The 23,065-nt window shown below is 70.6% G+C and carries 15 protein-coding genes; 9 read left to right on the top strand and 6 right to left on the bottom strand.

Going from position 1 to position 23,065, the window contains the following annotated elements:
• The first annotated feature begins 224 nt into the window (after positions 1-224).
• Positions 225-950 (top strand): hypothetical protein, encoded by a 726-nt coding sequence (locus WA788_RS29305; protein ID WP_443034113.1) that lies wholly within the window; start codon positions 225-227, stop codon positions 948-950.
• Between the two features lie 87 nt (positions 951-1,037).
• Here WA788_RS29305 and WA788_RS29300 read toward each other — a convergent pair whose 3' ends face one another.
• Positions 1,038-2,423 carry a right-handed parallel beta-helix repeat-containing protein gene (locus WA788_RS29300; RefSeq protein ID WP_335982372.1) on the bottom strand — a complete coding sequence of 462 codons (1,386 nt, stop codon included), beginning with the start codon at positions 2,421-2,423 and terminating at the stop codon, positions 1,038-1,040.
• A 126-nt stretch (positions 2,424-2,549) separates the two neighbouring features.
• On the opposite strand from WA788_RS29300, the gene WA788_RS29295 reads away from it, so the two are divergent.
• Positions 2,550-3,740 carry a Dyp-type peroxidase gene (locus WA788_RS29295; RefSeq protein WP_335982370.1) on the top strand — a complete coding sequence of 397 codons (1,191 nt, stop codon included), beginning with the start codon at positions 2,550-2,552 and terminating at the stop codon, positions 3,738-3,740.
• A 34-nt stretch (positions 3,741-3,774) separates the two neighbouring features.
• On the opposite strand, the gene WA788_RS29290 is transcribed toward WA788_RS29295, so the two are convergent.
• Positions 3,775-4,152, bottom strand: coding sequence for a hypothetical protein (locus WA788_RS29290; RefSeq protein ID WP_335982368.1), 378 nt, complete (start codon positions 4,150-4,152; stop codon positions 3,775-3,777).
• 99 nt (positions 4,153-4,251) lie between these two features.
• On the opposite strand from WA788_RS29290, the gene WA788_RS29285 reads away from it, so the two are divergent.
• On the top strand, positions 4,252-4,728 hold the full coding sequence (locus tag WA788_RS29285) for an MSMEG_6728 family protein (protein ID WP_335982366.1): 477 nt from the start codon (positions 4,252-4,254) through the stop codon (positions 4,726-4,728).
• A 149-nt stretch (positions 4,729-4,877) separates the two neighbouring features.
• Here WA788_RS29285 and WA788_RS29280 read toward each other — a convergent pair whose 3' ends face one another.
• The 3 genes from WA788_RS29280 to WA788_RS29270 all read right to left on the bottom strand — a co-directional run bounded on the left by WA788_RS29280 (position 4,878) and on the right by WA788_RS29270 (position 9,940).
• A complete protein-coding gene (locus WA788_RS29280) occupies positions 4,878-6,248 on the bottom strand; it encodes a hypothetical protein (protein WP_335982364.1) in 1,371 nt (456 codons plus the stop codon).
• Between the two features lie 296 nt (positions 6,249-6,544).
• Positions 6,545-7,450 (bottom strand): hypothetical protein, encoded by a 906-nt coding sequence (locus WA788_RS29275; RefSeq protein ID WP_335982362.1) that lies wholly within the window; start codon positions 7,448-7,450, stop codon positions 6,545-6,547.
• Positions 7,451-8,950: 1,500 nt separating this feature from the next.
• Positions 8,951-9,940, bottom strand: a complete 990-nt coding sequence (locus tag WA788_RS29270) for an amidohydrolase family protein (RefSeq protein WP_335982360.1) — start codon at positions 9,938-9,940, stop codon at positions 8,951-8,953.
• Positions 9,941-10,055: 115 nt separating this feature from the next.
• On the opposite strand from WA788_RS29270, the gene WA788_RS29265 reads away from it, so the two are divergent.
• The 6 genes from WA788_RS29265 to WA788_RS29240 all read left to right on the top strand — a co-directional run bounded on the left by WA788_RS29265 (position 10,056) and on the right by WA788_RS29240 (position 20,585).
• Complete coding sequence (locus tag WA788_RS29265; RefSeq protein WP_335982358.1) at positions 10,056-10,673, top strand: TetR/AcrR family transcriptional regulator; 618 nt, start codon at positions 10,056-10,058, stop codon at positions 10,671-10,673.
• Positions 10,674-11,321: 648 nt separating this feature from the next.
• A complete protein-coding gene (locus WA788_RS29260) occupies positions 11,322-12,143 on the top strand; it encodes an SAVMC3_10250 family protein (RefSeq protein WP_335982356.1) in 822 nt (273 codons plus the stop codon).
• 192 nt (positions 12,144-12,335) lie between these two features.
• Positions 12,336-13,865, top strand: coding sequence for a TIGR02677 family protein (locus tag WA788_RS29255; protein WP_335982354.1), 1,530 nt, complete (start codon positions 12,336-12,338; stop codon positions 13,863-13,865).
• Complete coding sequence (locus tag WA788_RS29250) at positions 13,862-15,166, top strand: TIGR02678 family protein (RefSeq protein ID WP_335982352.1); 1,305 nt, start codon at positions 13,862-13,864, stop codon at positions 15,164-15,166. Before WA788_RS29255 ends, WA788_RS29250 begins: the two co-directional genes overlap by 4 nt.
• The gene (locus WA788_RS29245; protein WP_335982350.1) at positions 15,163-19,335 is read left to right on the top strand and encodes a TIGR02680 family protein; all 4,173 of its coding nucleotides are present in this window, start codon (positions 15,163-15,165) and stop codon (positions 19,333-19,335) included. The genes WA788_RS29250 and WA788_RS29245 overlap by 4 nt, the downstream gene beginning before the upstream one ends.
• A complete protein-coding gene (locus tag WA788_RS29240) occupies positions 19,332-20,585 on the top strand; it encodes a TIGR02679 family protein (protein ID WP_335982348.1) in 1,254 nt (417 codons plus the stop codon). Before WA788_RS29245 ends, WA788_RS29240 begins: the two co-directional genes overlap by 4 nt.
• Before the next feature lie 277 nt (positions 20,586-20,862).
• On the opposite strand, the gene WA788_RS29235 is transcribed toward WA788_RS29240, so the two are convergent.
• On the bottom strand, positions 20,863-22,497 hold the full coding sequence (locus WA788_RS29235) for a hypothetical protein (RefSeq protein WP_335982346.1): 1,635 nt from the start codon (positions 22,495-22,497) through the stop codon (positions 20,863-20,865).
• Positions 22,498-23,065: the final 568 nt, after the last annotated feature.

Raw genomic sequence — 23,065 nt, 5'->3', positions numbered from 1 at the left:
CCAGGTCGGTGCCGACGGTCGGCGCCGCCACAGTGATCTCACAGGCCACGCTACAAGTTGACGCACCGTCATGTCCTGGAAACGCTGAGTCTCCATGGCCCGGTTTCCGGTTCCTGTTAGCATCGCGCCGCGTGAGGAGCTTGCGGAGCAGCCGAGGTCTCCCGCGGGGTACGGCGGCCCGCCGCCGACGGCCGCGGTTACGCTGGGCGGCCGCCGCGCTCGCCCTGGTGGCGGCCGGGACGGCCGCTTTCGTCCTGGTCGGCGGTGGTGGCGGCGGTGGTGGCGGCGGCAAGAGCGGTGACTCCGGCCGGCGCGCGCTGACCGCGGACGAGGCGAACCGGCTGGCGATCACCCGCTTCCGCAACTACCAGGCGGGCGGCCGCGCGTTGACGATCACCGTGCCGAGCACCGGCGGCGGGCTCACCGTCACCGGGGCCGTCGACTACCGCGCGAAGGTCGGCTACGGGGTGGTGCGCGGCACCGGCCGCGACACCTCCAGCGACGGCCTGATCGAGTGGTCGTCCACCGCCGTCCTCATCCTGCCCATGACGAACGCCCCTGCTACGGCGCCGAGTTCGCCGCCGACCTCCGGCTGGTACCGCCGCCCGGTGACGACGGCCGGCAGCTCGCTGGACAGCGCGCTGACCATCGCGCTCGGCCTCGGCAGCGACCGGCCCGACAACGCGGAGCTGCTCCCCCAGAACGGCGCCGCCCGCCTCGGCCAGGACGAGGTGCGCGGCCACCGGGTCGTCGTCATGTCCGGCCCGAAGTCCGCGTCGGCGTCCGGCACTTCGGGCGCCGTACGGTACTGGGTCGGCTCGGACGGGACGATGTACCGGGTGCGGGCGGACCTGGCGTCCGAACCGCAGCCGGTGGTCGTCGACTTCGACACGCACCCTTACGTCGCGGTGCGACCGCTGCCCGGGGTCACACCGACGCCGTCCTCGTAGCGTCGTGCCTTCGTCGCCTCGTTCCTTCGTCGCCTGGTGACCCCGAACGCGGCGTCTTAGGCGTCGAGTTGAGCGGCTACGTCCGGGCTATCCGGCCTGGACCCGCGCCCCGGTGGCGAGCAGCGACAGGGGCGGCAGCGGGATGTCCGCGGTGGTCGGCAGCGCCGGCACGGCCGGTACGACGGTGGCGCCCGCGGTGGTGGCGTGCGGGAACTGCGGCTGCGGGCCGGGCGCGGCCACCTCGGTGAACGGGATGCCCGCGGGCGCCGTCGGCGCCTGCCATGTGCCGTACGGGGTCGCGGACTCGGCCGGCAGCGGACAGGACGCCGTGGTCGCGATCCGCGCGGGCACGGTCGTGTGCAGGGTGTTGCCGCGCAGGCAGTTGCCCTGCCCCCGGGTGGCGTTGGGGAACGTCCAGCCCACGTCGAGGCCGTTGCCGGTGAACGTGTTGTCCGTGATCCGGTTGCCGTTCGGCGGCAGGTCGGCGGTCGCGGTGATCACCAGCCCGGCGTCGGCGTTGCCGGTGATCCGGTTGCGGACGAACTGGTTGCCGCTGCCGCCGTCCACGCCGATGCCGATCCCCCAGCCGCCGTCGGCCTGTTCGGGTGTGCCCGGCTGCTGGTTGTCCGCGATCAGGTTCCCCGCCACGACGGCGCCGCGCTGCGGGAGCAGCTTCTCCTGGTGGTCGGAGTCCGTGGTCAGGCCGACCCGGTTGCCGACGAGGCGGTTGCCCACCACGTACATCTCGCCGCTGGCGTTGGTGCCCTCGTAGCCGACCGCGTTGAGCTCGGCGACGTTGTCCCGTACGACGACCTGGCACGGCTTGCACTGCCCGACGTAGATCCCGGAGTCGGCGCCGCCCGAGGCGTAGGAGTGCTCGATCACGCCGTTCTGCGCGGAGAAGGCGTAGATGCCGTAGAGCCCGTTGCGGGTCGCGGTCACGTAGGAGACCAGGAAGGAGCTGAGGAACTTCACCGGTTCGTCGCCGGTGTCGTAGCCGCCGCTCTGGCCGGGCAGCCCCGCCACCGCCCGCGCGGAACCGGTGACCAGCACCCCGTTCTGCGTGTTGTTCTCCACGGTGAGGTTCTCCACCGCGACCCCGGGCGCGGCCACGACGACGCCGTTGGCCTGCTGCAACCGGCCGTCGATGACGACCTTCTGCCGGTTCTCCCCGCGCAGCGTGACGCGCGCGGTGTCGATGCGCACCGACTCGTGGTAGACGCCGGGGGAGACCAGGACCAGGTCGCCGGAGCGGGCCAGGGACACCGCGTCCGAGATCGTCGGGGCGTCGGCCGGTACGTGGATCGCGACGTGCGCGCCGGCGGGCCGCCTGCCCTGGGGCGCGCTCTTGCCGCTGCTCTTGCCCTTGCCCGTGGAACCGCCGCCATGGGCACCGCCGCTGCTGCAACCGGCGAGGAGTGCCAGGGTGCCGCCCAGCAGCGCCGCGGCCACGCGAAGAGCTAATCGAGGCATGCGCTCAGTCTGGCATGGGCCGTCAACGCATCGCGGAGATAGCGGAATTGACGGTGTGTGAACGGGCGCCGCAGTCGTTGGGACATCGGCGGGCGCGGCGGCGGCGGGTATGGCACCCTGCACATCATGCGCCCGCCCGATCACCAGCCGTCACGCCGCAGGTTCCTCGACGCCACCGGGGCGATGGTGGCGCTCGGGCTCACCGCGGGGTGCACCTCGGACGCCGGCCACTCCGGTTCCGGCCGGGCGTCCGACGACGCCGAACCGCCGGACGCCCAGACCGCGTCCGCTACCACCCCGGCGCCCGTACCGGCCACCGGCACTCACCAGGCGGGCATCACCCTCCCGCAGCCCGCCCAGGGCAACCTGCTCGCCGTGGTCGCCGACCTCACCGCCGCGGCCGACCCCGGCCCGCTGCTGGCCGAACTCGGCTGCGCCGTCGCCGCGTTGACCGCCGGCACCGACGCCCGGCTGCTCGGCCTGCCCCCGGGCGACCTCACCGTGACGGTCGGCGTCGGCCCCCGGCTGGTCCGCACGGCCGGCGCGGCCCTGCCCGGCGGCACCGACCTGCCCCGCTTCTCCCGCGAGCGGGTCGCCGCCGGTGCCCGCGGTGGCGACCTGCTGCTCCAGATCTGCGCGAGCGACGCCCTGCTGCCCGCGGTCGCCGCCACCGCGCTGCTGGACCAGGCCGGCGGCCGCCTGAGCGAACGCTGGCGCCAGTCCGCGCACCGCGGCGCGAACATCCCCGTCGGCACGTCCCTCACCGCGCCGCGCAACCTGCTCGGCTTCATCGACGGGATCGTGGGGCCCCACACCGCCGAGGCGCAGCAGCGCAACCTGTGGCTGGCCGGCCCGTCCCAGGTCGCGGGCGGCACCATCGCGGTGGTGCGGCGGATGGCACTGGACCTGCCGCGGTTCGCCGCGCTGTCCGTCGCCGAGCAGGAAGCGGTGTTCGGCCGCCGCCGCACCTCAGGCGCCCCGCTGTCCGGCGGCGCCATCACCGCCGACCCGTCGCTGGGCGCCAAGACCCCCGACGGGCGCTACCTCATCCCCGCCGACGCCCACGTCCGCCGCGCCAACGCCAACGCGGTGGGCGCCGGCCTGATGCTGCGCCGCTCCTACAGCACCGACGCGCCCGCCGCCGGCCTGCTCTTCATCAGCTTCCAGAACGAGTTGCGGACCTTCACCAGCACCCTGGCCCGCATGGACGACTCCGACGCGCTGCTCGCCTTCACCACCACGACCGCGACCGGGACCTTCCTGATCCTCCCCGGCTTCACCCCCCACCGCCCCCTCGGCTCCACCCTCTTCCCCTGAGGCCGTGCGCACCGTCGGCCCGCCGCCCCCGGCGTCACCCGATCCAGCGGGCCGCGGCCTCGTAGGTCGTGTCCGGGGTGCGGTTGAAGGCGATGGCCGCGGCGGGTGCGTAACGCCTAATCAAGTTGACGACCTGCTCCAGGAGTTCGACCTGCTCGTCGGAGTGCCGCAGGCCGCCGCCGACGGTGACGCACTCCCACGGATGCGCGCGCAGCGCCTCCCCGACCACCGCGCCGACGTCATCGCTGCCGTCGAGCCCGATGAGGCACGTGCGCACGCCCACGCCGTGCGCGTCGAACTCCGCCAGCCCCGCCCGGATCGCCCGTGCCGCCGGCTCCGGGTCCCACGGCCCGGGCACCCGGTACGGATCGAGCCCGATCACCAGCACCCGCGGCACGTCGACACGGTCCATCCTCGGACGGTACGCCCCGGGGGAGGCGCTCGGGCGGCGCTGGGGCGGCGCCTGGCGTGTCGCGGGCGTTCGGCGGGCCCGGGCGGTTACTCGTACCGGGTGCAGACATTCCTCCCCTACCCGGACTTCGCGGCCACGGCGGGCGTGCTCGACCCGCGCCGCCTCGGCAAGCAGCGGGTCGAGGCCATCCAGGTGCTGCGGGGCCTGACCGTGCCCGGGTACGGCTGGCGCCACCACCCCGCGGTGCACATGTGGGCCGGGTACGAGGAGGCCCTGGTGCGCTATGGGTTGGAGATCTGCCGGGTGTGGACCGCCGCGGGGCGGGCCGACACCTGCGCGGACACCCTGCGGCACGACCTGCCGGCCCGGGCGCGCGCCACCCGCTCCATCCGCACCGCCGCCGAACTCGCCGAGGACGGCGACCTCCCGCCCTGGCTCGGCGACCCGGCCTTCCACCTCAGCCACCGCTCGGCCCTCGTCACCCGGGCCCCGGAGCACTACCGCCGCTACTTCCCCGACACCCCGACCGACCTCCCCTACATCTGGCCCTCCTCGGACCGTAAGCCCTCCGTCTGACCGGGGCGTCGGCGGGCGCCGAACGCAGCCCCACCTCGCCGCCCCGTCCGTGCCGGAACCCGTCCGTGATCCCGGGTCGGCTTCCAGCCGGCTACGAACCTCCATGACGAGTGTCCTGAGCTGCGCGATTGGGAGGAGGCGAGGACGGGTCAGTTGACGGTGAGTGCGGCCGTGTCGTCCGACGGGTTCGTGTCGAACGCCGGCTGCCCACCCGGGCTCCAGTCCATGGAGACGGAGCCCTGGGCGCCAGGGATCACCTGATCGACGCGCAGGGTGAGGGAGAAGTCCGTGACAGTGCCGGCCGTCGAGACGATGCTCTGGTTCGAGCAGCGGTACCCACTGCCCTGCTCTCGGCAGTTGGCGGAGGAGCCGACGGGCGACGTGCCCGGCGGCAGTTGGACGTCGACGGTGCCGACGATGTCGCCGCTGCGGTAGAAGATGGTCGCGGGACCGTTGTTGGTCATGGCGAAGTCCAGCGTGACGGTGTCGCCCTGGGCTGCGGTGGCGCTCGCGCCGGACACCGAGAAGTCCGCCGTGTTGGCGGCCTGCAGGTTGGTGATCCGGTAGTCGCCGTGCGTACCGCGCTCCGAGAGCGACACGACGCCGGACGGCGCGTCGTTGGCGGTTCCCGGCGTGATGGTCCTCAGCGTCAGCTGGCCGCCGGTGCCCTGGGTCCACTGGTGCCCTGAAGCGGACTGCTGGATGCCCGGATCACCGGCCGGCGCGATCATCGAGTCCAGGTAGGTGTAGTAAGCGGTCGACTCGACGTTCAGCCGGACGGCCGGCGCGAGCGCGGCCTTCTCTCCCGGCAGCACCTGTCCGGGGATGGTGCACAGCGCCATCTCCGCCACCATGGGGCCCTCGTCGGCGCTGTACTCGCAGTTGCCGAAGTGCTTGGCGAATCCGATCCCGGGGGACGCCCACAGCAGCACCTGCGTGCCGTCGGCGGCGCGGTCCCCGATGTTGGTGAAGCGCACCGGCTTGTTGACGGTCGACCCGACCGCGAGATCGGACAGGTTCGCCGGCTGGGCCTGGTCGAAGGCCGGGCCGCCGATCTCGACCGTGCCCTGGCCGCCGACGATCGACGCGTCGTCCGCGGTGCCGCCGATCGTGTACGCGGCGGACGATCCGACGGGAGCGCCGGCCTTCGCCCTCACGGTCATCTGGGTCTCGGCGCCGATCGTGCCGACACCGGTCAGGTCGTCGTAGTAGAACGACTCCCCGCAGCTGGCGACGTGCTGGACCACCGTGCAGTTGTCCGAGAACGTCACGTTCGCGATCTTGGAGAGCTGCGTCACGTCGATCGTCAGCGTGGCGCTGGTGCTCAGGCTCTTCGCCGTGGTCGTGAACGAGAGGTAGGGCATCGCGGTCTTCGACACCCCGGCCAGGGTGGCCGGGGAAACCGCGACCGGCGCGATCTGCCGAAGGGCGATGACCGGCTGGTCGTCTGCCTGCGCCGGGACGGTGCCGACCCCGGCGAGCGCGAGGCCCATCGCCACGCCGACGACTGCGGTCAGCACCGTGGCACGGCGATTCGGACTGTGTTTCACGCGGTCCCCCCACAGAGATTTCACAGGATGTGCGCGGGACAGGCTAGGCACGGCAGTTGGAGTTGACTACTCCGGCCGTGCGCCCGGCTGAGGCCAAATCCGGCTGATCCAGCATGAACAGCCTGTGGCTTTGCGGATATTTGACGAGCGCGTAACGGGGCCACCGGTTCGCGTTCCGCCGAACGTTCCTGCATGTGGCGTCCCCCCGGCGCCTGCAATCCGTGAAGGCGGCCGTTGCGCCGTCGTAGGAGCGTACCGAGCGGACGTCAGGCGCTTGCGCCGGTCAGCGCGCCCGGGCGGCTGTCGAGGGCGGCGCGGACCAGGGCCCGGCCCCGGGCGGCGGTACGGGCGCGCTCGTCGACGGGGTCGGGCGGTGGGGCGCCCACTCCTGCGCAGGTGCGGCAGATGCCTTCGTACGGGCTCGGTCGCGCGCAACTGCCGCACTCGTGCCAGCGGGGCTGCGGCGGCGGCGCGGTGATCGGCTCCGGCGGCGGGGGCAGCTTGCGGGTGAGGCGGTCGCGCAGGAAGGCCGACGCGCTGTGGACCCGTTCGGGCAGGCCGCTGAGCAGGGCGGGGGCGAGGTCACGCGGGCCGAAGCCGCGCTCCAGCCAAGGCGCCACCAGGGGCGCGAGCGTCATGGCCTCTGCCGGGCCGAGGCGCAGCCGCGGTTCCGCCGCGGTCACACGGTGGAGCAGGGCCGCCGCCTCGGTGCCCGTCGCGTCCGACGGCTCGGCCTGGGCCTCGGTCTGGGCGAGGGGCGCGGACGGGAGGCCCCGCTGTGCGGGGAGGGTGGGTTCTTTCCCACGGTCCTTTACGGGGTTGGCGCCGCGGTCATCGGCCGCCGGCCGACCGGAGCCCGGACGTACGGCACCCGGTCCCACCTGCGGGGAGTCGTACACGTGGGCCTGGCTGACGAAGGTGCCGTCCGGGCGGCGCACCCGCTCGACGCGGTAGTAGCCGAAGGCGGTCAGCTCGCGCAGGGCCTTCGCCACGGCCAGGCGGCCCTGGGGGCTGGTGTCGGCCATGCGGCGGCCGTCCTCGCGCCAGCCGTCGGGGCGGGAGAGGAGGTCGGCCAGCAGGCCGCGCGCGGTGTACGACAGCCGCCGGTCTTGCAGCGCCGTGTTGGGCAGGACCGTGAAACCGCGCGTATGGCGGCTACGATGGATCTGCATGGGGAGGTTTGGCTCCTTGTGCCGGACCCCGGAGCGTTGGCGCGCTGCCGGGGTCACTCTATTCAGTTCACTGGTGACAGAACGTACCACGTGATTCGCCCAAGATCGACTGCTCTTGGGCGCCTTGTCGACCGGTGAGTGCGGCTGCCGCTCCTGCCGTCCAGCGGCATGGTGAACCTGGACGTCGTGCACGGGCGGATCGTGTACGTCGAGATCCTCGACCGGCCACCGCTGGTTCGGCGTGAGGCGGAAGGGTGACCGCGGAGGGGTCATACCTCAGCGCGAGTTGTCCGAGGGCCCCTGCCGCCGGGCGAGCGAGAGCCCGCGGCGGGTCCGGTCGACTTCGGTGACGGCGACCGTCATCCGGAGTTGGTCGAGGAGGCCAGGGCCGATCCGGGAGGCTGGGTCTACGAGATCGACGGGACATGGTCGACGATCCGAACGGGGACGTGCCCCCTGAGGCCATCATCGGAGCCTGGCAGGTCAACACACGGGGGAAGATCTACGGCGACTTCCGGCCGAATCCGAACTACCGGCCGGGACCGGAAGGCCCGTAGCCCGGCATCGGTGCGCGCGCCGGAAGACCCGGACCTCCACGCGGCGGACGTATGACAACTACTCGTCGTCCAGCCGCTGGAGGATGTGCTCGAAGTCGCCTTCGTCGAGTACGCCACCGGGTCCAAGCCCTCACCGGCACTGGGCAGGAAGGACGCCACGAACCTGTTCGTCCGCAGTCGGCCCGGGGGATGACGACGGCGCAAGGGTCAGTCCCCCTCGTCGGGGTCTGCATCCTGACGGGCACAGCGTTGCGAGGGCCGCCTCTGACAAGGGAGCCGGTATCTCCTTCTCGATGTGGCGGACGGCGACGGCTCACCGTTCGACGTCGGGCGGCGCGGGGCACCTCGCGGAGAAGGAACTGCGGCGATCGACCGGCGCCGGGGACCGAGCGGGCCGCGGGACCGTCGCAGGCGTCGGCCGGCCAGGGCAATGCGCACCGCGGAGACGATGGCCGGCAGCAGCGCGGCGCACCGGGTGGCTGCGCTCGTGCCCCTGACCGCTCCCACGACAGCCGCCACCACGTAGAGGGCGGTGAGGATCGAGCCGGCTGCTGGTGCCCTGCGTCTTGCGGGGAGTGTGATCGTGGGGCTCACGGGATGAGGAGGTGCCTCCTGCCGCGGGACATCGTGGTCTTCGACGCGTTCTGGAGGGCGGCGTCGCTTGGAGTGGGAGGAGTGCATTGCCACCTCGGTGCACGGAGAGGTAACCCCGGACGGGAGAAGAAGCCTGGCTCGCTGCCTCCGGAGCACCCTTCAGGGCGCCAGGGGCGTGAAGCGGCTCTTGGTGGACGGCTCACAGCCGGCGCTCCTGGGCGCCGTGGGGCCCAGGAGCACCGCGTCGATGCGTCCGCCCCGGCGGACCGCGGCGTCGGCTTCGGAGCCCCGCCTGCCATGGCGAGAGTGGGCCTGCCCAGGCGGGACTTCGCCGAATGCGGTGACTGCGTCAGCCCCGGTCGGATTCGAGGCGTTCCGCGAGGCGTTCCGCGAGGCGTTCCGCGAGGCGGGGAAGGATGCGCAGCGCGTTGTCCCCCGCGACGCGACGCGCGGCGCCGGCGCCGAGCAGTTGTGTCAGGTCGTGCTCTCCGGTCCGCGTGTGGTCGAACAGTTTGTCGGCGTAGATCCAGTCGGTTCCGAAGAGCATGCGGTCCGTGCCGACGGCGTCGACCATCGTATTGACCTGGACCTGGGAATCAGCCACTGCGACGTCGTAGTAGACCGAACGCAGGTATGCGGGGATCGGGCGGCGGACGAGTTCCTGGTAGGCCTCGACGACACGGGGCGCGGCGGCGAGTCGGTGACCGAGGTAGGGCACCGCGCCGCCGCCGTGCGACAGAATCCAGTTGATGCGCGGGTAGCGGTCCAGCACACCGTTGAAGACGAGCGTCATGAAGACGCGCGTGGTGTCGAACACGTACTCGCCTATCCAGTGCTGCCAGGGCAGTTCCGGGGTCTGCTTCGGCTCGACCGGGTGGAGCAGGACGGTGGCTTCCCGCCTGTCGAGGGCGGCGTAAACCGGCTCCCACTTCGGGTCACCCACGTAGGCCCCGTCCACCTGCGACACCAGGTACACCCCGTCGAGGCCGAGGTCGTCGTAGATGTGGTCCACTTCGGCCAGGGCGGCGTCCACGTCCGGCAGCGGAACCGCGCCGAACACACCGAAACGCTTCGGATGGCGCCGGACGACGTCGGCGCCGATGTCGTTGACATTCCTGGCCAGTTCGTTGGCTTCCCGCTGGTCTCCGAAGTAGACCCCGGTCTCGGCCAGGCAGGACAGCACCCCGACATCGATCCCCCAGTCGTCCATGAAGCGGAGGTGGGCCTCCGGGGTCCACGGCGCGAGGTCGACTCCGCCGGTCCAGTTGATGCCATGGCGAATCAGGGTGTCGATGTAGGGCTGCGGCAGGAAGTGCGTGTGCACGTCGATCGTGAGCATGACTGCTCCTCAGGTTTTCTGGGTCAACCTACCCAGAAAACGTACCGCCGTGATTCTGGGATGGCAACACCAAAAAAGTCGGTAGACTGGACCACGGCACGGGAGGTGACGCCGCGTGGAGTCCGAACGGTGGACCGCGAAGGGAACTGCTACTCGATCCCGCATCGTCGACGCGGCTGCGAAGCTGATCTATGAGCGCGGCCTCACGTCGGTGGGGATCAACGACGTCCGGGCGGCGAGCTCCACCAGCCATGGCCAGATCACCCACTACTTCCCCGACGGACGGGCCGAGTTGCTGAGGGCCGTCGTGGAACGGCAGGTCAGGCAGGCACTGGACGACCAGGGCCCCGAGCTCAACGCACTGGACTCCTGGGAGGCGTGGCAGCGGTGGCGCGCCCACTTGATCGCGGTGCATTCGGCTCGCGGCGGGGCCGGAGGGTGCCCGCTGGGCTCACTGGTCGCACAGATGGCGCAGAGCGATCCCGCCGCCGCGCAATTGATGGAGGCAGGGTTCGACGCGTGGGGCGACGCGCTGGCACGCGGGATCGACACCATGCGCCGCAACGGGGACCTTGCGCCGGATACGGACGCGCGGCTGCTTGCGGCATCCCTGCTGTCCATCGTGCAGGGAGGTCTCGTGCTCATGCAGGCGTCCCGGTCGGTCGAGAAGCTGGCACGGGCACTGGACACCGCCCTCCAGGTGCTGCGCGCGCACGCGTCTGGCACCGGGTGAACCGTCCTCGGTCCGCCCTGCGCTGCGCGCTTCCGAGGAGACCGGCCACCGCTGGGACCGCCCGGCACGGAGTGGAGACCGGAGGCCGCGAACTCGCGGACGCGTGGCCGGGGAACGAGCCCCCGTGCCGGTGATCCGTAGGCCGTGACCCGGGGAGACACCCGCACCCCTGCGCGACCTGCCCATGGCACTGGGCGATGCGACGCGGCTACCCGATCAAGGGACCCGGTGCAGCCGCCCCTGCGGTAGCGGGACCCATCCACCCGGCCGGACACCGCACCGCCACCGGCTCGCGGGCAGTGGGATTTGAATCCACGGCCTCTTCGTCCCGAACGCCGACGAACCCGGGTCGCTGCCTGGCCGTTTGGCGTTGCCACAGGTCAGAGGGTTGGGCTGGGTGGGACTAGGGCGGCTTCGCTGGGGCTCGGGGAGCGGTTCGGCTCCCAAATGGCTCCCAGAAATACGGCGACCTGACCTGCTTCGTCGCTCCTGACAGAAGTGAACCTCACGGGCTGATCCAGCGGCAGAGCTTCACGACCACGACGCGGTCGCGCAAGAGCGGCTCCCATCTCCCGTCGCTGCGTAGGGAACCCCAACGCCACTACGGTGGGTCCACACAGGGGACTGAGGGTCCTGGATAAATTACTAATGCTGGGGACGCGCATGAGGGAGTTGCAGTATCTGGCGACAGCCAAGTTCGACGATTTCTACGGAACGTCGCGATCAAGCATCATGTCGCGGTCCATCGACTTAGAAGTAAAGGGTCTCGGCATGGGGGCCCGTCTCGCCCTCGGTGAGGGCGGCGCAGCAGTGCCTAGCGAGGCGCAACGGCTGGAGGAGATCGTAGGTCACCTGAGAGAAGTGTGTTGGTCTCACACCAAGACCCCAGCTTCCTGTGCTGGGTTAGGAACGGATGCTTGGCTGGAGTTCGAGGGATGGTTCCGATACGGGGCGGCCTTGAGCGACGTAGGACTCAACGATCAAGGTGTGTTTGCCTACGCATCCCTGGAGGACGGACCCTGCCCGAGAGGGGAGCCATGCGCCAACATCAGACTTTTGCTGTGCGGTTCGAGGCAGCATGTACGTGGACATCGGGATCATCCGCCGACACGGATGGGATCAGGATCCGATTGGCTGCACGACCTGGCGGCCGAACTGGCCCAGCGCGAGAACCTCGGAGACTTCTCCCTTCCCGAGGCATTGCTCTCCACCAGCCAAGGCGATCAGAGTTTCGCCGCTCGCTCTGCTTTTGACATGGTTTCCCACCACTACCGGTCACAGGGATACCTCAAGGGCCACGCCCGCGTGCTGTGTAACTTCCCGCCGGCGGGAGCACTGTCGCACCGGCTCATCGTGGCAACCCCGCTGTACGTTGAAGTGGGCAGACAGCCGGTCGCGAACCAACAGGCCATACGCGGCCTAACGAGCAGTCGAGCGTGGTGGCGACGTCTACTGCCTTCGGGGCGGTAGCGATAGATCTCCGTCTGCCGTTGTGGTTGATGCCTGCTCCGATACCACGCGGCCACGCGGACTGGTCAACGTCAGCCGACTCGGTTGTTTCCGACTCAGCTGTCAGCGCATGCCCCTACCGTTGTGTGAGGGGTGGGGTCGCCGCGATCCCCGACGGAGGGGGAAGGACACGTGCGCAGGGTTCCACCGGAGATGTTCCGCTTCGCCACGGGAGAGCGTGCTGATCTGTACGGCGCGATCCTGGGTGCCTTCGGTGCGGCCAATGAGCGCTTGGAGACGGCGCTTGTGCTGGACGACGTCCGGGGACGGCTGCGCACGGCAGGCTGGCTGGATGCGATATCCGACGAGGATCTCCACGGCGCGCTGAAGGCACTCCGGGAGTGGGGGCTGCTGGATGTCGTCCAGAACCATGCGGAGAACTACCGCACGGCGGAGGAGTACGAACGGCGAAACCTGCAGTACTCGCTGACCCGGCGCGGCGAGGCAGCCCTGGCCGGGGTCCGGCACGCGTTGGAGGTGCTCACGGCGACAGGGGCGTTGCAGACCGCTGTCCTGGAGGCGATCACCGATCGGCTGGACGAGCTGTACATCCTGCTCAAGGAGCCGACGTCGCCGGACCGCCGGATCTTCAGCACCCTTCAGGAGCTGGAGGGGCACCTGGAAACGCTGCTGGACAACACGAAGGCCTTCAACGGCGAATTGCAGCGGCTGCTCCGAGCCGAAGGTGCGGACCTCAACGTCTTCCGCGAGGTGAAGGCCGCCACGGTGGCCTACCTCCAGGAGTTCCTCGTCAACCTGGAGCAGCGCAGCCACGGTGTCGCCTCGGCCGTCTCCCGCGTGGAAGAGCGCGGAGTCGCCGTCCTGCACGAGCGAGCGCTGCGCGGGGCCGAGCTTCCGCCGGTCGCCGGCGATGATGCCGGCCCGATCTGGCTCGAGCGCCGCCGGGCGCGCTGGGCGGGGCTTCGGGCCTGGTTCCTGCCCGAAGACGGAGCACGACCACGCGTGGACCGCCTCCATGATGTCGCCCGCCGCGCCATCGTCTCGCTGCTCCAGGTCCTCGACCGGATCACCGAGTCGCGCCGGCGCTCCTCCAGCGCCGCCCAGGACTTCAGGGAGCTGGCACGCTGGTTCGCGGACGCCCCGGGGGACGAGGATCTGCACAGGCTGTGGACGCTGGCATTCGGGTTGGGGTCGGCACGCCATGCGCACCTGGCGCACCCGGACCCGGAGTTGGTCCCCTCCTCACGCACGTGGGTGGAGGCCCCTCCTGTCGAGGTCTCGGCGCTGCTGCGAACGAGCGGGCGCACGGAGCGCTTCACCCGAACGGGCAAGGTGCGGGACGTCGCGTCGGTCAAGGCCGGGCGGGCCCACAAGGCGCGACAGGAGAGAGCCGAACTCCAGCGGGCGTGGGGCACGTTGAGAACCGACGGTCCGGTGCGGCTCTCCGACTTCGGAGAACTGGACGACGCCGCGTTCGCCCGGCTCCTCGACCTCCTCGGCAGGGCGCTGTCCGCCCGCCCCGACGCCTCGGGAACTCGACGGGCCAGCACGTCCGACGGCCAGGTGGAAATCAGCCTGATCGAGGTCGACGACGGCCGGACCGCCCGGCTCAGAACGTCCAAAGGCGTCCTGACCGGACCGGACCACGTGGTGAGCATCACCGCCGCCGGTGCTGCCGAGGCCCCGTACGGGCAGAGCCGACTTCGGGAGGCCACGGGATGAGCACTCTCGCCAACCAACTCGTGGTCGCGGAGCGGGAGGAGGTCAGCCGGGGGATCCGGCTGCTGCTGGCACAGCCGCTGATCACCGAACGTGCCGACCCGGCAGGCTTCGACATCGTCCGGCGGCGCAAGGAGCCCCTGGCGAAGTGGTTCGACTACACCTGTGGTTGGAGTCTCGTGGTGGAACCCCGGCGGGGGTACGCCCGGCTGGCCAAGGTCCGCTCCTCGGCTGACGGTTCCCGCCCCGCCCGGCGCCTGCGCTCCGGCCGGGCCCCGTTCGACCGCAGGCGGTACGTGCTGTTGTGCGTCACGGCGGCCGAGTTGCTGGCGGTGCCGGTGACGACCATCGGCCTGCTCGCCGACCGCGTCGTCCAGGCCACCGCCGCGGATCCGGCGCTGCCGCCGTTCGACACGGCCGGCCGCGCGGAGCGGATGGCCTTCGCGGACGTACTGAAGCTGCTGGAGTCCTACGGTGTGTTGACCGCGCTGGACGGCGCGACCGAGTCCTTCGTGGAGTCGGCTGACGCGAAGGTGCTCTACCGGGTCGACGCGACGCTGCTCATGCGGTTGGCGGCCGCACCCATCGGGGCGTCCCGGCTCTCGGTTCCGTCTGCCGAAGGGCCCTTGCGTTTTGAGGAGTTGCTGTCGGGTCTGGTGCGGGAACGCCGTTACGGCGGAGGATCGATCACCGACGACGCGGGCGAGTCGCCGGCGGTCTCCGAGGCGCAGCGCAATCTGTGGCTGCGCCACTCCGTCCTGCGCCGCCTTTTCGACGACCCCGTTGTCTACCGGGACGATCTCACCGACGATGAACGGGCCTACCTCGCCTCCCCGACCGGACGCCAGATCCTGCGCAGATCCGTTGAGCAGGCGGGCTTCGTCCTGGAGGAGCGGACGGAGGGTTTCCTCCTCGTCGACCCGGACTTCCTGGCGACCGACGCCAAGTTCCCCGACGACTCCTCCACCGCCAAGGTTGCCGCGCTGCTCCTCCTGGAGCAGATCCAGGATCTGCCGGGCGGGGCGACTCCGGAACAACTCGTCGAGATCGGCTCCCGGCTGCTGCGGAAGTTCCCGCGCTGGGCCAAGGCGTACCAGTCGGCGGACGGGGCCGAGCGACTTGCCGACGACGCGGTGTCGGTCCTGCGCGACTTCGGCCTCGCCCACCACGTCGGCGACCGCACGCTGCTGCGACCAGCGGCCTTCCGCTACCGCCTCACCGGCGCCACCTCGACGACCGAGGACGGTGCTGGTGACTCCGCCGATCCTGCCGCCGCCGTCACGGCCGAGGAGGTCGCCCCGTGAGCGTCACGGACCTGCCCGCGAGGAGTGCGGCAACCCTGCCTGAGCAGGAGGCCCCCTCACCACGGCGTCGCTGGCAGCCGTACCGCGCCGGCATCCTCAACGTCTGGCGCTACTACGACGAGACGTTCACCTTCCACCAGGGGCGCCTCCTGCTGCGCGGCCAGAACGGCACCGGCAAGTCGAAGGCCCTGGAGTTGCTGCTGCCCTTCCTCTTCGATGCCAACCTGCGGCCCAACCGCCTGTCCACCTTCGGCGGGTCGGAGCGGACCATGCACTGGAACCTCATGGGAGAGGGGGCGACCGGCAAGACACGCGTCGGCTATGTGTGGATGGAGTTCGGCTACCCCTCTGACGGCGGCGGTGACGGCAGCGACACCCGATGGTTCACCTGCGGGGCGCGTCTGCAGGCGAGCACTCACACCACGGGCACACACGCCGACTACTTCACCACGGACCGGAGGATCGCCCGCCCCGACGGCATCCTCCTGGTCAACGAAGCGGGCCAGCCCCTGACCAAGGCGGCACTCGCAGCCGCGCTGGACGGAAACGGCGAGATCCATCCCTCGGCCGACTCCTATCGGACGGCGGTCCGCCGCACGCTCTTCGCCGGTATGAGCGAGCAGCGGTACGAGGCCCTGATCACCGCCCTGCTGCAACTGCGCCAGCCCAAACTCTCCGAACGGCTCGATCCGTCCCTGCTGTCCACGCTTCTGTCACGGGCACTGCCGCCGCTGGGCGAGGGAGAGATCTCCGAACTCGCCGAGGGTTTCGAACGACTGGACCGCCAGCGCGACCATCTCAAGGACCTGGACAACGAGGTCGACGCCGCCGGCAGCATCGCCGCCCAGCAACGCGGCTACGCCCAACGCGTGTTGCGCGCGCACGCCGCCACGCTGATCTCCGCGACCACCGAGATGGACAACCTCACCCGCCTCGCCCGGGAGAGCGCCGAGCAGCACGCGCAGGCCGTGCAGGCGCAGCAGGCCGGCGCCGATCAGCGGGATGAGTGCGAGCGGCGCACCCGAAGGTTGGAAGCGGCCATCGAGGGCCTGATGAACCACGACGCATACCGGCAGGGCAAGGAGTTGGACACCCTCCACCGTCGTACCGAACGCGCTGCGGGGACCGCAAAGGCGCAGCGCGCCACGGCCGACGACAAACGGCGGCTGGCGGAAGAGGACCGGCAGCGCGCCGACCGTGCCGCCGACAGCGCACGATCGGCGACCGCCCACGCTCAGGACGCGTCCCAAGACGCCCGGAGAGCAGCTCGCGACGCCGGCCTTGAGTCGGTCCACCGCGAGGCGGAGGCGATGCTCGACGCCCCGCTCACCGCCACGGACTCCTCAGGCGTCGCGGGTGAAACGGGCGGGGCGGTCGAGAAGCGAATCCGGTCGGCCCGCCAACTGCTGCGGGGTGCGGTCAACTCCCGGCAGGGACAGATCGCGGAAGTCGTCACCGCCGCTGAACGGCACGAGCAGACCGTGCGCGAGCGAGCCGCCGCCGAGGGGGCACTGGACCAGGCGCGCACCGGCCTGGCGGAGGCGGTGACACGACGCGACGAGGCAGCAAACGCCTACGAGGAAGGTCTCGTCCGGCAGGCGGAGCTGTTGACGGAGTGGGCCTCCGCATGCGTCGAACTGCGCTTCGATGACGTCGAGGAGCTGGCTTCCCGTGCGGCGGTCGAGGCCGATGTGATGGCGGCCGTGGAGTCCTGCGTCCGCACTGCTGACCGGGACATCACCGAGGCCCGGACGCGGGCTGAGGCGGCTCGCGGAACGGCACTGGCCGAGCGTGCCGAGCTCGTGACCGCCCTCGACCTTCTCCACCGGGAAACCGACGTGCTGCCCGCAGCTCCGCCGACCCGAACCGCTGACCGTTCCACGATGATCGGAGCGCCGTTGTGGCGGCTCGTCGCTTTCCACGACGCCGTTCCCGGCAGCGTTCAATCCAGCGTGGAGGCGGCTTTGGAGGCATCCGGCCTGCTGGACGCCTGGGTGAATCCCTACGGGGACGTCGCGCTACCCGGCCACGACACCCAGGCCGACGCCGCCTGGGCGGTGCCGGCTCCAGGAGCGTCGCTGCTGGACGTGCTGCGTCCCGAATCCGATGTCGCGGTACCTGCCGACATCGTGCACCGGCTTCTGGCCGGCATCGCCTTCGGCTCGCATCTTCCGAGCGAGCACGCGGCGGCGATCGGCGCCGACGGAAGCTGGCGACTGGCCTCCGCGACCGGCACATGGAGCAAACCGGAGCCGGCCCACATCGGCTCCGTCGCCCGGGAAAGGGCCAGGCGCCGCCGTATCGCCGAGCTCACCGAGCGACTCTCTGAAGTGAACGGCACCATCGCGGCGCTCGACGCGCAGCTGCGTGAACTGCGTGATCGACGGGACCGGTTGGAGGCCGACCTCGCCGTCCGCCCCCGATACAGCGAACTGGATGCCAAGCGACGAGCCTGGGACCGGGCAGAGGAAGGCGTCGGGGTCCGGGACGACGCCGTGCGGGGTGCGGTCGGCGTCCTGGCCGACCGTGAGGCGGAGGTCGCGAGGTCCCTGCGCACCCTCAGCCGGCTGGCCGCCGAGCACCTGCTGCCCACCGGCCGGGATCACCTGAGGAAGCTGTCCGCCGCAGTGGACGTCTTCCGGGACACGGCCGACGCCTGGATGGACGCTCACCTCCACGCGACAACGGCTGCGGAGCGGGCAGCCTCGGAAAGCGGCCGAGCAGCCCGTTCGCTCGGCACCGCGAGGGAGCACGCAGCCGACGCCGAGGCCGCCGAGACGGAGGCGCAGGAGCTCGCCGCGGCCTTGGAGGCAGCGGAGAGCACCGTCGGGCAGGATTTCCGCGCCATCGCCGCCCGTATCGGCGAACACCGCCAGGAGCTCAGCCGCACCCACGAGGAGATCAAGGCGAAGAACACCGAACTCCTGCGCCTGGCACAGCTCATCGGGGGACTGAAGGAGAAGATGGCGCAGGACGCCGGCGAGCGCGACAAGGCTGTGGGTGCCAGGGATGAGGCCGCACGGCGATTCCGGCATCTCAGCGCCCTCGGCCTTGCAGAGGACGCGGGGCTGGCCATCAACCTGGCAGCCCAGGACGGCACTCGCGCCACACTGGAGGCGGCACGGTCGGTGGCGGCGAAGTGGCCGGACCTCCCGCACGGGCCACGCAATCTCGGCGATGCCCTGAACCGGCTCTCCGAAGCGATCCACAAAGCCCGCGAGTCCGTCGGACGCCGCGCCGACCTCGACCTGGAGTCCGACGAGGACGTGCAGCTCTTCACCGCCTCCATGGACGGTGTACGCATCGGTGCGGCAGGACTGCTCAAGACCCTCACGCAGGAACGCGACAGCAGCCGGGACGACATCACGGTCGCTGAACGGCGCCTCTTCGACCAGACGCTCACCGGAGACACCCGACGCCACCTGGCCGACCGCATCCGCGGGGCCAACGACCTCGTCGACCGCATGAACGGTCATCTCGAGCACGTGCGCACCGCCTCCAACGTCGCGGTGCAACTGGTGTGGCAGGTCCACCCCGACCTCCCGCCAGGCACCCGGACCGCCCGGGAACTCCTCCTCAAGGACCCCGCAAGGATCACGGACGCCGACCGGGAGGCGCTGCACGCCTTCTTCCGTGCCCGCATCGAAGAGGCCAAGGCCAAGGACACAGCAGCCAGTTGGGAGGAGCAGCTCGCCGAAGTCCTCGACTACACCGCCTGGCACCAGTTCGTGGTCAAGCTCGACCGCACGAACGGTTCAGGCTGGCAGCTCCTTACCAAGAAGCTGCACGGAGCGCTCTCGGGCGGTGAGAAGGCGATCGCCCTGCACCTTCCGCTCTTCGCCGCGGTGGCGTCCCACTACGAGGCCGTACCGAACGCACCCCGCCCCATCCTGCTGGACGAGGTCTTCGTCGGCGTCGACACCGCCAACCGCGGCCAGGTGTTCGCCCTGCTCAGCGCGCTCGACCTCGACCTGATCCTTACCTCGGATCACGAGTGGTGCACGTACCGGGAGCTGTCCGGTATCGCAGTGCACCAGCTGATCACCGGAGCCGACGACGGTGACGACGCGGTCACCAGCGTGCGCTTCGTATGGAACGGCCACGGGATGGAAGCGGAAGAGCCGGACGGGCCGGGCGCGTTGGAGGACGCGGGTGCATTTCCGGGATGACCGACCTTGCCGGCTTGGACCGCCCCGCCCTGCGGCCTCTGTGGCAGGCGCTGCACGAGCGCCTGTCCTCCGGGCGCCCCGTCAGCCGGGTGCGTATCGGCCCACTCGACGACGAGCAGCGCGAGGCACTGGCGGATCTGCTCGGCCTTGACCGTCTCCCCGGAGTCACGCCTTCGGTCGCGCTCGCGCGGTTGGAGGAGGCGGTTGCCGACGCGGGCGGCCGTACGGTTCGAGACATCGTCGCCGGCCTCGTAGGCCCCCTCGACGACCGCGCCGCCGTGCGACAGCGCCGTAAGGACGAGCGGGACGAACTGTGGGCATGGCTGGAGGGACACGAGACGGTACGGTCGCAACCCGCCCTCGGGGAATGGGTCGCCCATTGCCGCAACGGTGGCCTCATCGACGGCTCGGTGCCGCGGACCCGGGATCTCCTGTCCTCCGCCCTGGCCGTACTGGCGGCCCTCCCGGCCGAGGCGGAACCCCTCCCCGTCTTCGCCGCGCGAATGGTGAGCGGGGATTCGCACGCCCTGGACGACGGGACCCGTCTGTCCTCGCTCGTCCTACGGGCACTGTCCGCCATGCACGGCGCCGAGATGCCGCGCAACGCGCAGCAGCGGCGCGGGATGTGGGCCCGAGCAGGCGTCGCCGACGACGACCTGTCCGGCACCGTTCTCGCCGCCGGCCTCCGTCTTGTCGGTGACGGGCTGCTCAGCCGGATCACCGGCGCCTGTAGCCAGGCGGGACACGCGGCGTCGCTCACCCTCGCCCAACTCCGGGACCCGGGTGACCTCCAACTCCACGCAGGGCCGGTGCACATCACGGAGAACCCCAGCGTGATGGCCCTGGCCCTGCGCCGCTTCGATACCGCCTGCCCACCCCTCGTCTGCACGTCAGGCTGGCCCAACAGCGCAGCCGTCCACCTCCTGCGTCTGCTCGCTGACCATGGGGCCGCGCTGCGCTACCACGGGGACTTCGACGGCGAGGGCATACGTATCGCGGCCTACGTCCTGGACAAGACCCCCGCCACCCCCTGGCGCATGACGGCCGCCGACTACTGCGACGCCCTCACCCGAACCGCCCACGGCCCCGCAGTCGGACGCCTGACCGTTGCCCCCTGGGACCCAGCCCTCACGGAGGCGATGGTGGAGCACGGCACTGCCGTGCTCGAAGAGATGGTCGCCGACCTCCTCCTCGACGACCTGGCATCCGCCGGCGCCTCCAGCCACGGGACGCGAGGAACACGCGTCTGACGCATCGAGCACACGGCGGGGCGAGCCGAGTGGTTCGGCCTGAACGCGGGCGGTGTGGTCGCGTCTGACGATCCCGATAGCTCGGGACGCCAGGCCCCGGCAGCGGCGACCCCCCGGACTCTGCGTCCCGGCCGAGGCCCCGATCCTCCCCTGACCTGAGGGGACTTGGGAACCGCAGGTCAGGGGGTGGGCGGGTGTTGGTCTGAGCGAGTCTGGGGAGGTGGTTTTTTGTGATCATCGCCTAATTTCTCCCGAAGGGCTAGGCCCCTCGCACGGGCTATCCGGCCTCGCTGACGGGAGACTCGGACTCCAGCTGCTCCACAGACTTCGAACCGGCGCTCTCGCCCGCCGTGTCCGCCATGAGCGCGGTGTGGCGAGGTTGCCGGAGTAGGGCGCGTTCTTCGTCCGGGATGTTCATCGACTCGGCCAGCACGGCTGCGAGCGCGGCCACCGAAGCGTCGTCTACCTCGGAGTCGAAGACCCAACGGATGTTGTTCTCCGCCGTGATGAGGTCGATCACCGGGCGACCGCTTCCGTCCCGCGCGGTCGGGGCCCGGACGTATCGCACCCGGTCGACCGGGATGTCCTGGCCGATCTCGCCCTGCCCGAGGAAAGCATTCGTCCGAGCCGTGATGATCCGGCGGTCCGTGACGGCGACCAGGGTCCTCGCCGACGCTTTGTCGATCGCCGGCGCCACCTTCTCCTTGGCTCCGTCGAGGAGCGCGCCGATGCGGGCGGGGGCGTCGAGTCCGAGTGCGCGCAGGGTCTCGCCGTTCTTCAGGAACCATCGCAGGATGCGCAGATACCGCTCCGGATCCGATGCCTTGGGTGCGCAGAGGACGCCGGGAGCCTCGAGCGGCGGGGCCGGCGTACGAAGGGCGTCGGCGAGAGGCTGGATCGCCTCCAGAAGCTGGGCGCTGGTGAGCCGGCCCTTCTTCGTGTCCTTCCGCTTTCCCAGCAGCGGCATGGTCGTGCGTCCGGGCAACTCGGCGATGATCCGCAGCTCCCGCGTGAGCGAGTCGACGAGACCCGTCGTGTCGGCAAGGGCGGAGCTGATCTCCTCGCCGGTCTCGCGTTCGATGATCCCGACGAGCCGTGCCTCGTCGGCTTCTTCGCGTCCGGCGGCTCTCGCGCGCGCGGCGTGGAGTGTCTGGTAGCCAGTCCAAGCCTTGAGCGAGGACAGGAGGGCGTAGGCGTCGAAGATGATCGGCGTGGCGTTCGTCTCCAGATACTGACGGCGACCGGGTATGTCGAGCTGGCCCAGCTGCCGGACATGTTCGCCGACCTTCAGCCGATACGTCTCGCGCTGCGTACGCAAGGTGTCCTCTTTGGCCGCGACCTTTTCCCACTCGGTTGTCGTGACGGACCCGAGCTCGCGCGCGCGGCTGACCGTTCGATCAACGGTGTCGACGAGCGCCGTCAGCTCGGCCCACTGTCCGTGGCGCATAGTCGTGAGGACCTCGTTCGTCAGCGCGATGCTGGTCCTGACGAGACTCCCGACTTGGCTCAGCATCATCTGGAGCGCGACCATCGCCAATGTAGGTCCGATCGTGACGGCGACCTCCGCTGCGCTCACCGCGGTCACGGGGATCAGACGGGCCTGATGAACAATCCGGCCGTTGACGAACACCCCTCCCAGGTTCGCTCCGTCCTTGACCGCGAGTGTTCCTCCGGCGCTCAGATACGCCCGCGTGATGTCGCTGAGCCGGTAGACGCCCTCCACTCCGGCGAACGTGTTCGCGAGGCTGCCACCCACGGTCGCCATACTGCCGATCGAGGTGAGAGCCTCCGAGATCCGCGTGCGGTCGTCGACCGACAGGAGCCCGATGTCGACCGGATCGAGCTCGAGTTCCGCAACGAGCTCCGCGGGGACCTCGCCGAGGGCAACGGCGACCCCGGGCCGCACCTCCACAAGGACCGTCGACGACGCCGGATCACTGTCCGCGCGGGGCGCCGATGAGCCCCCAGAGCGTGGGACGGAGCCGCCACTGCTGCTTCCCCCTGGCTGGCATGGCTCCGACGAGTCGGAAGAGTCTTGCATGCGATTCCCCCCAGATGGTGTGCGACAACCTGACGTCGGAGGCACCCCCAGTGCCGAAGAGTACGACAGGCGCCCCGCAGTGGGGGACGTTTCCCGCACGCTGGCGGAGATCAAACGGTGGGGAGAACGTCAGCCGTGGCCACTGCCGGGACTGACCGGGCCGTAGGGATCTCAGTGTCTGAGGCCGGCGAAGGGAAGCGTGCTCCAGTGCTTCTCGAACTCGGCCAGCAGAGCATTCTCCTCACCACGGGGGCCAAGCGTCTGTCTCCCACAGGACCAGCAAGGCCGTGGAGTCTTGCAGCTATCAGATGTATTGCCCCCGTGACTGGTTCCACCGGCACCATTCGGACGCACTGCCTGAGCCGACCGGGGAGGGCCCCGGCGGGCTGCGGCGCTCGGCGTCGGAGGCCCTGATCACTACGTAGATCCCTCCGTCGTC

The sequence above is a fragment of the Streptomyces sp. CA2R106 genome (genome assembly GCF_037034245.1).
Lineage (GTDB): Bacteria > Actinomycetota > Actinomycetes > Streptomycetales > Streptomycetaceae > Actinacidiphila.
This window is presented reverse-complemented; position numbering and strand designations above follow the sequence as displayed.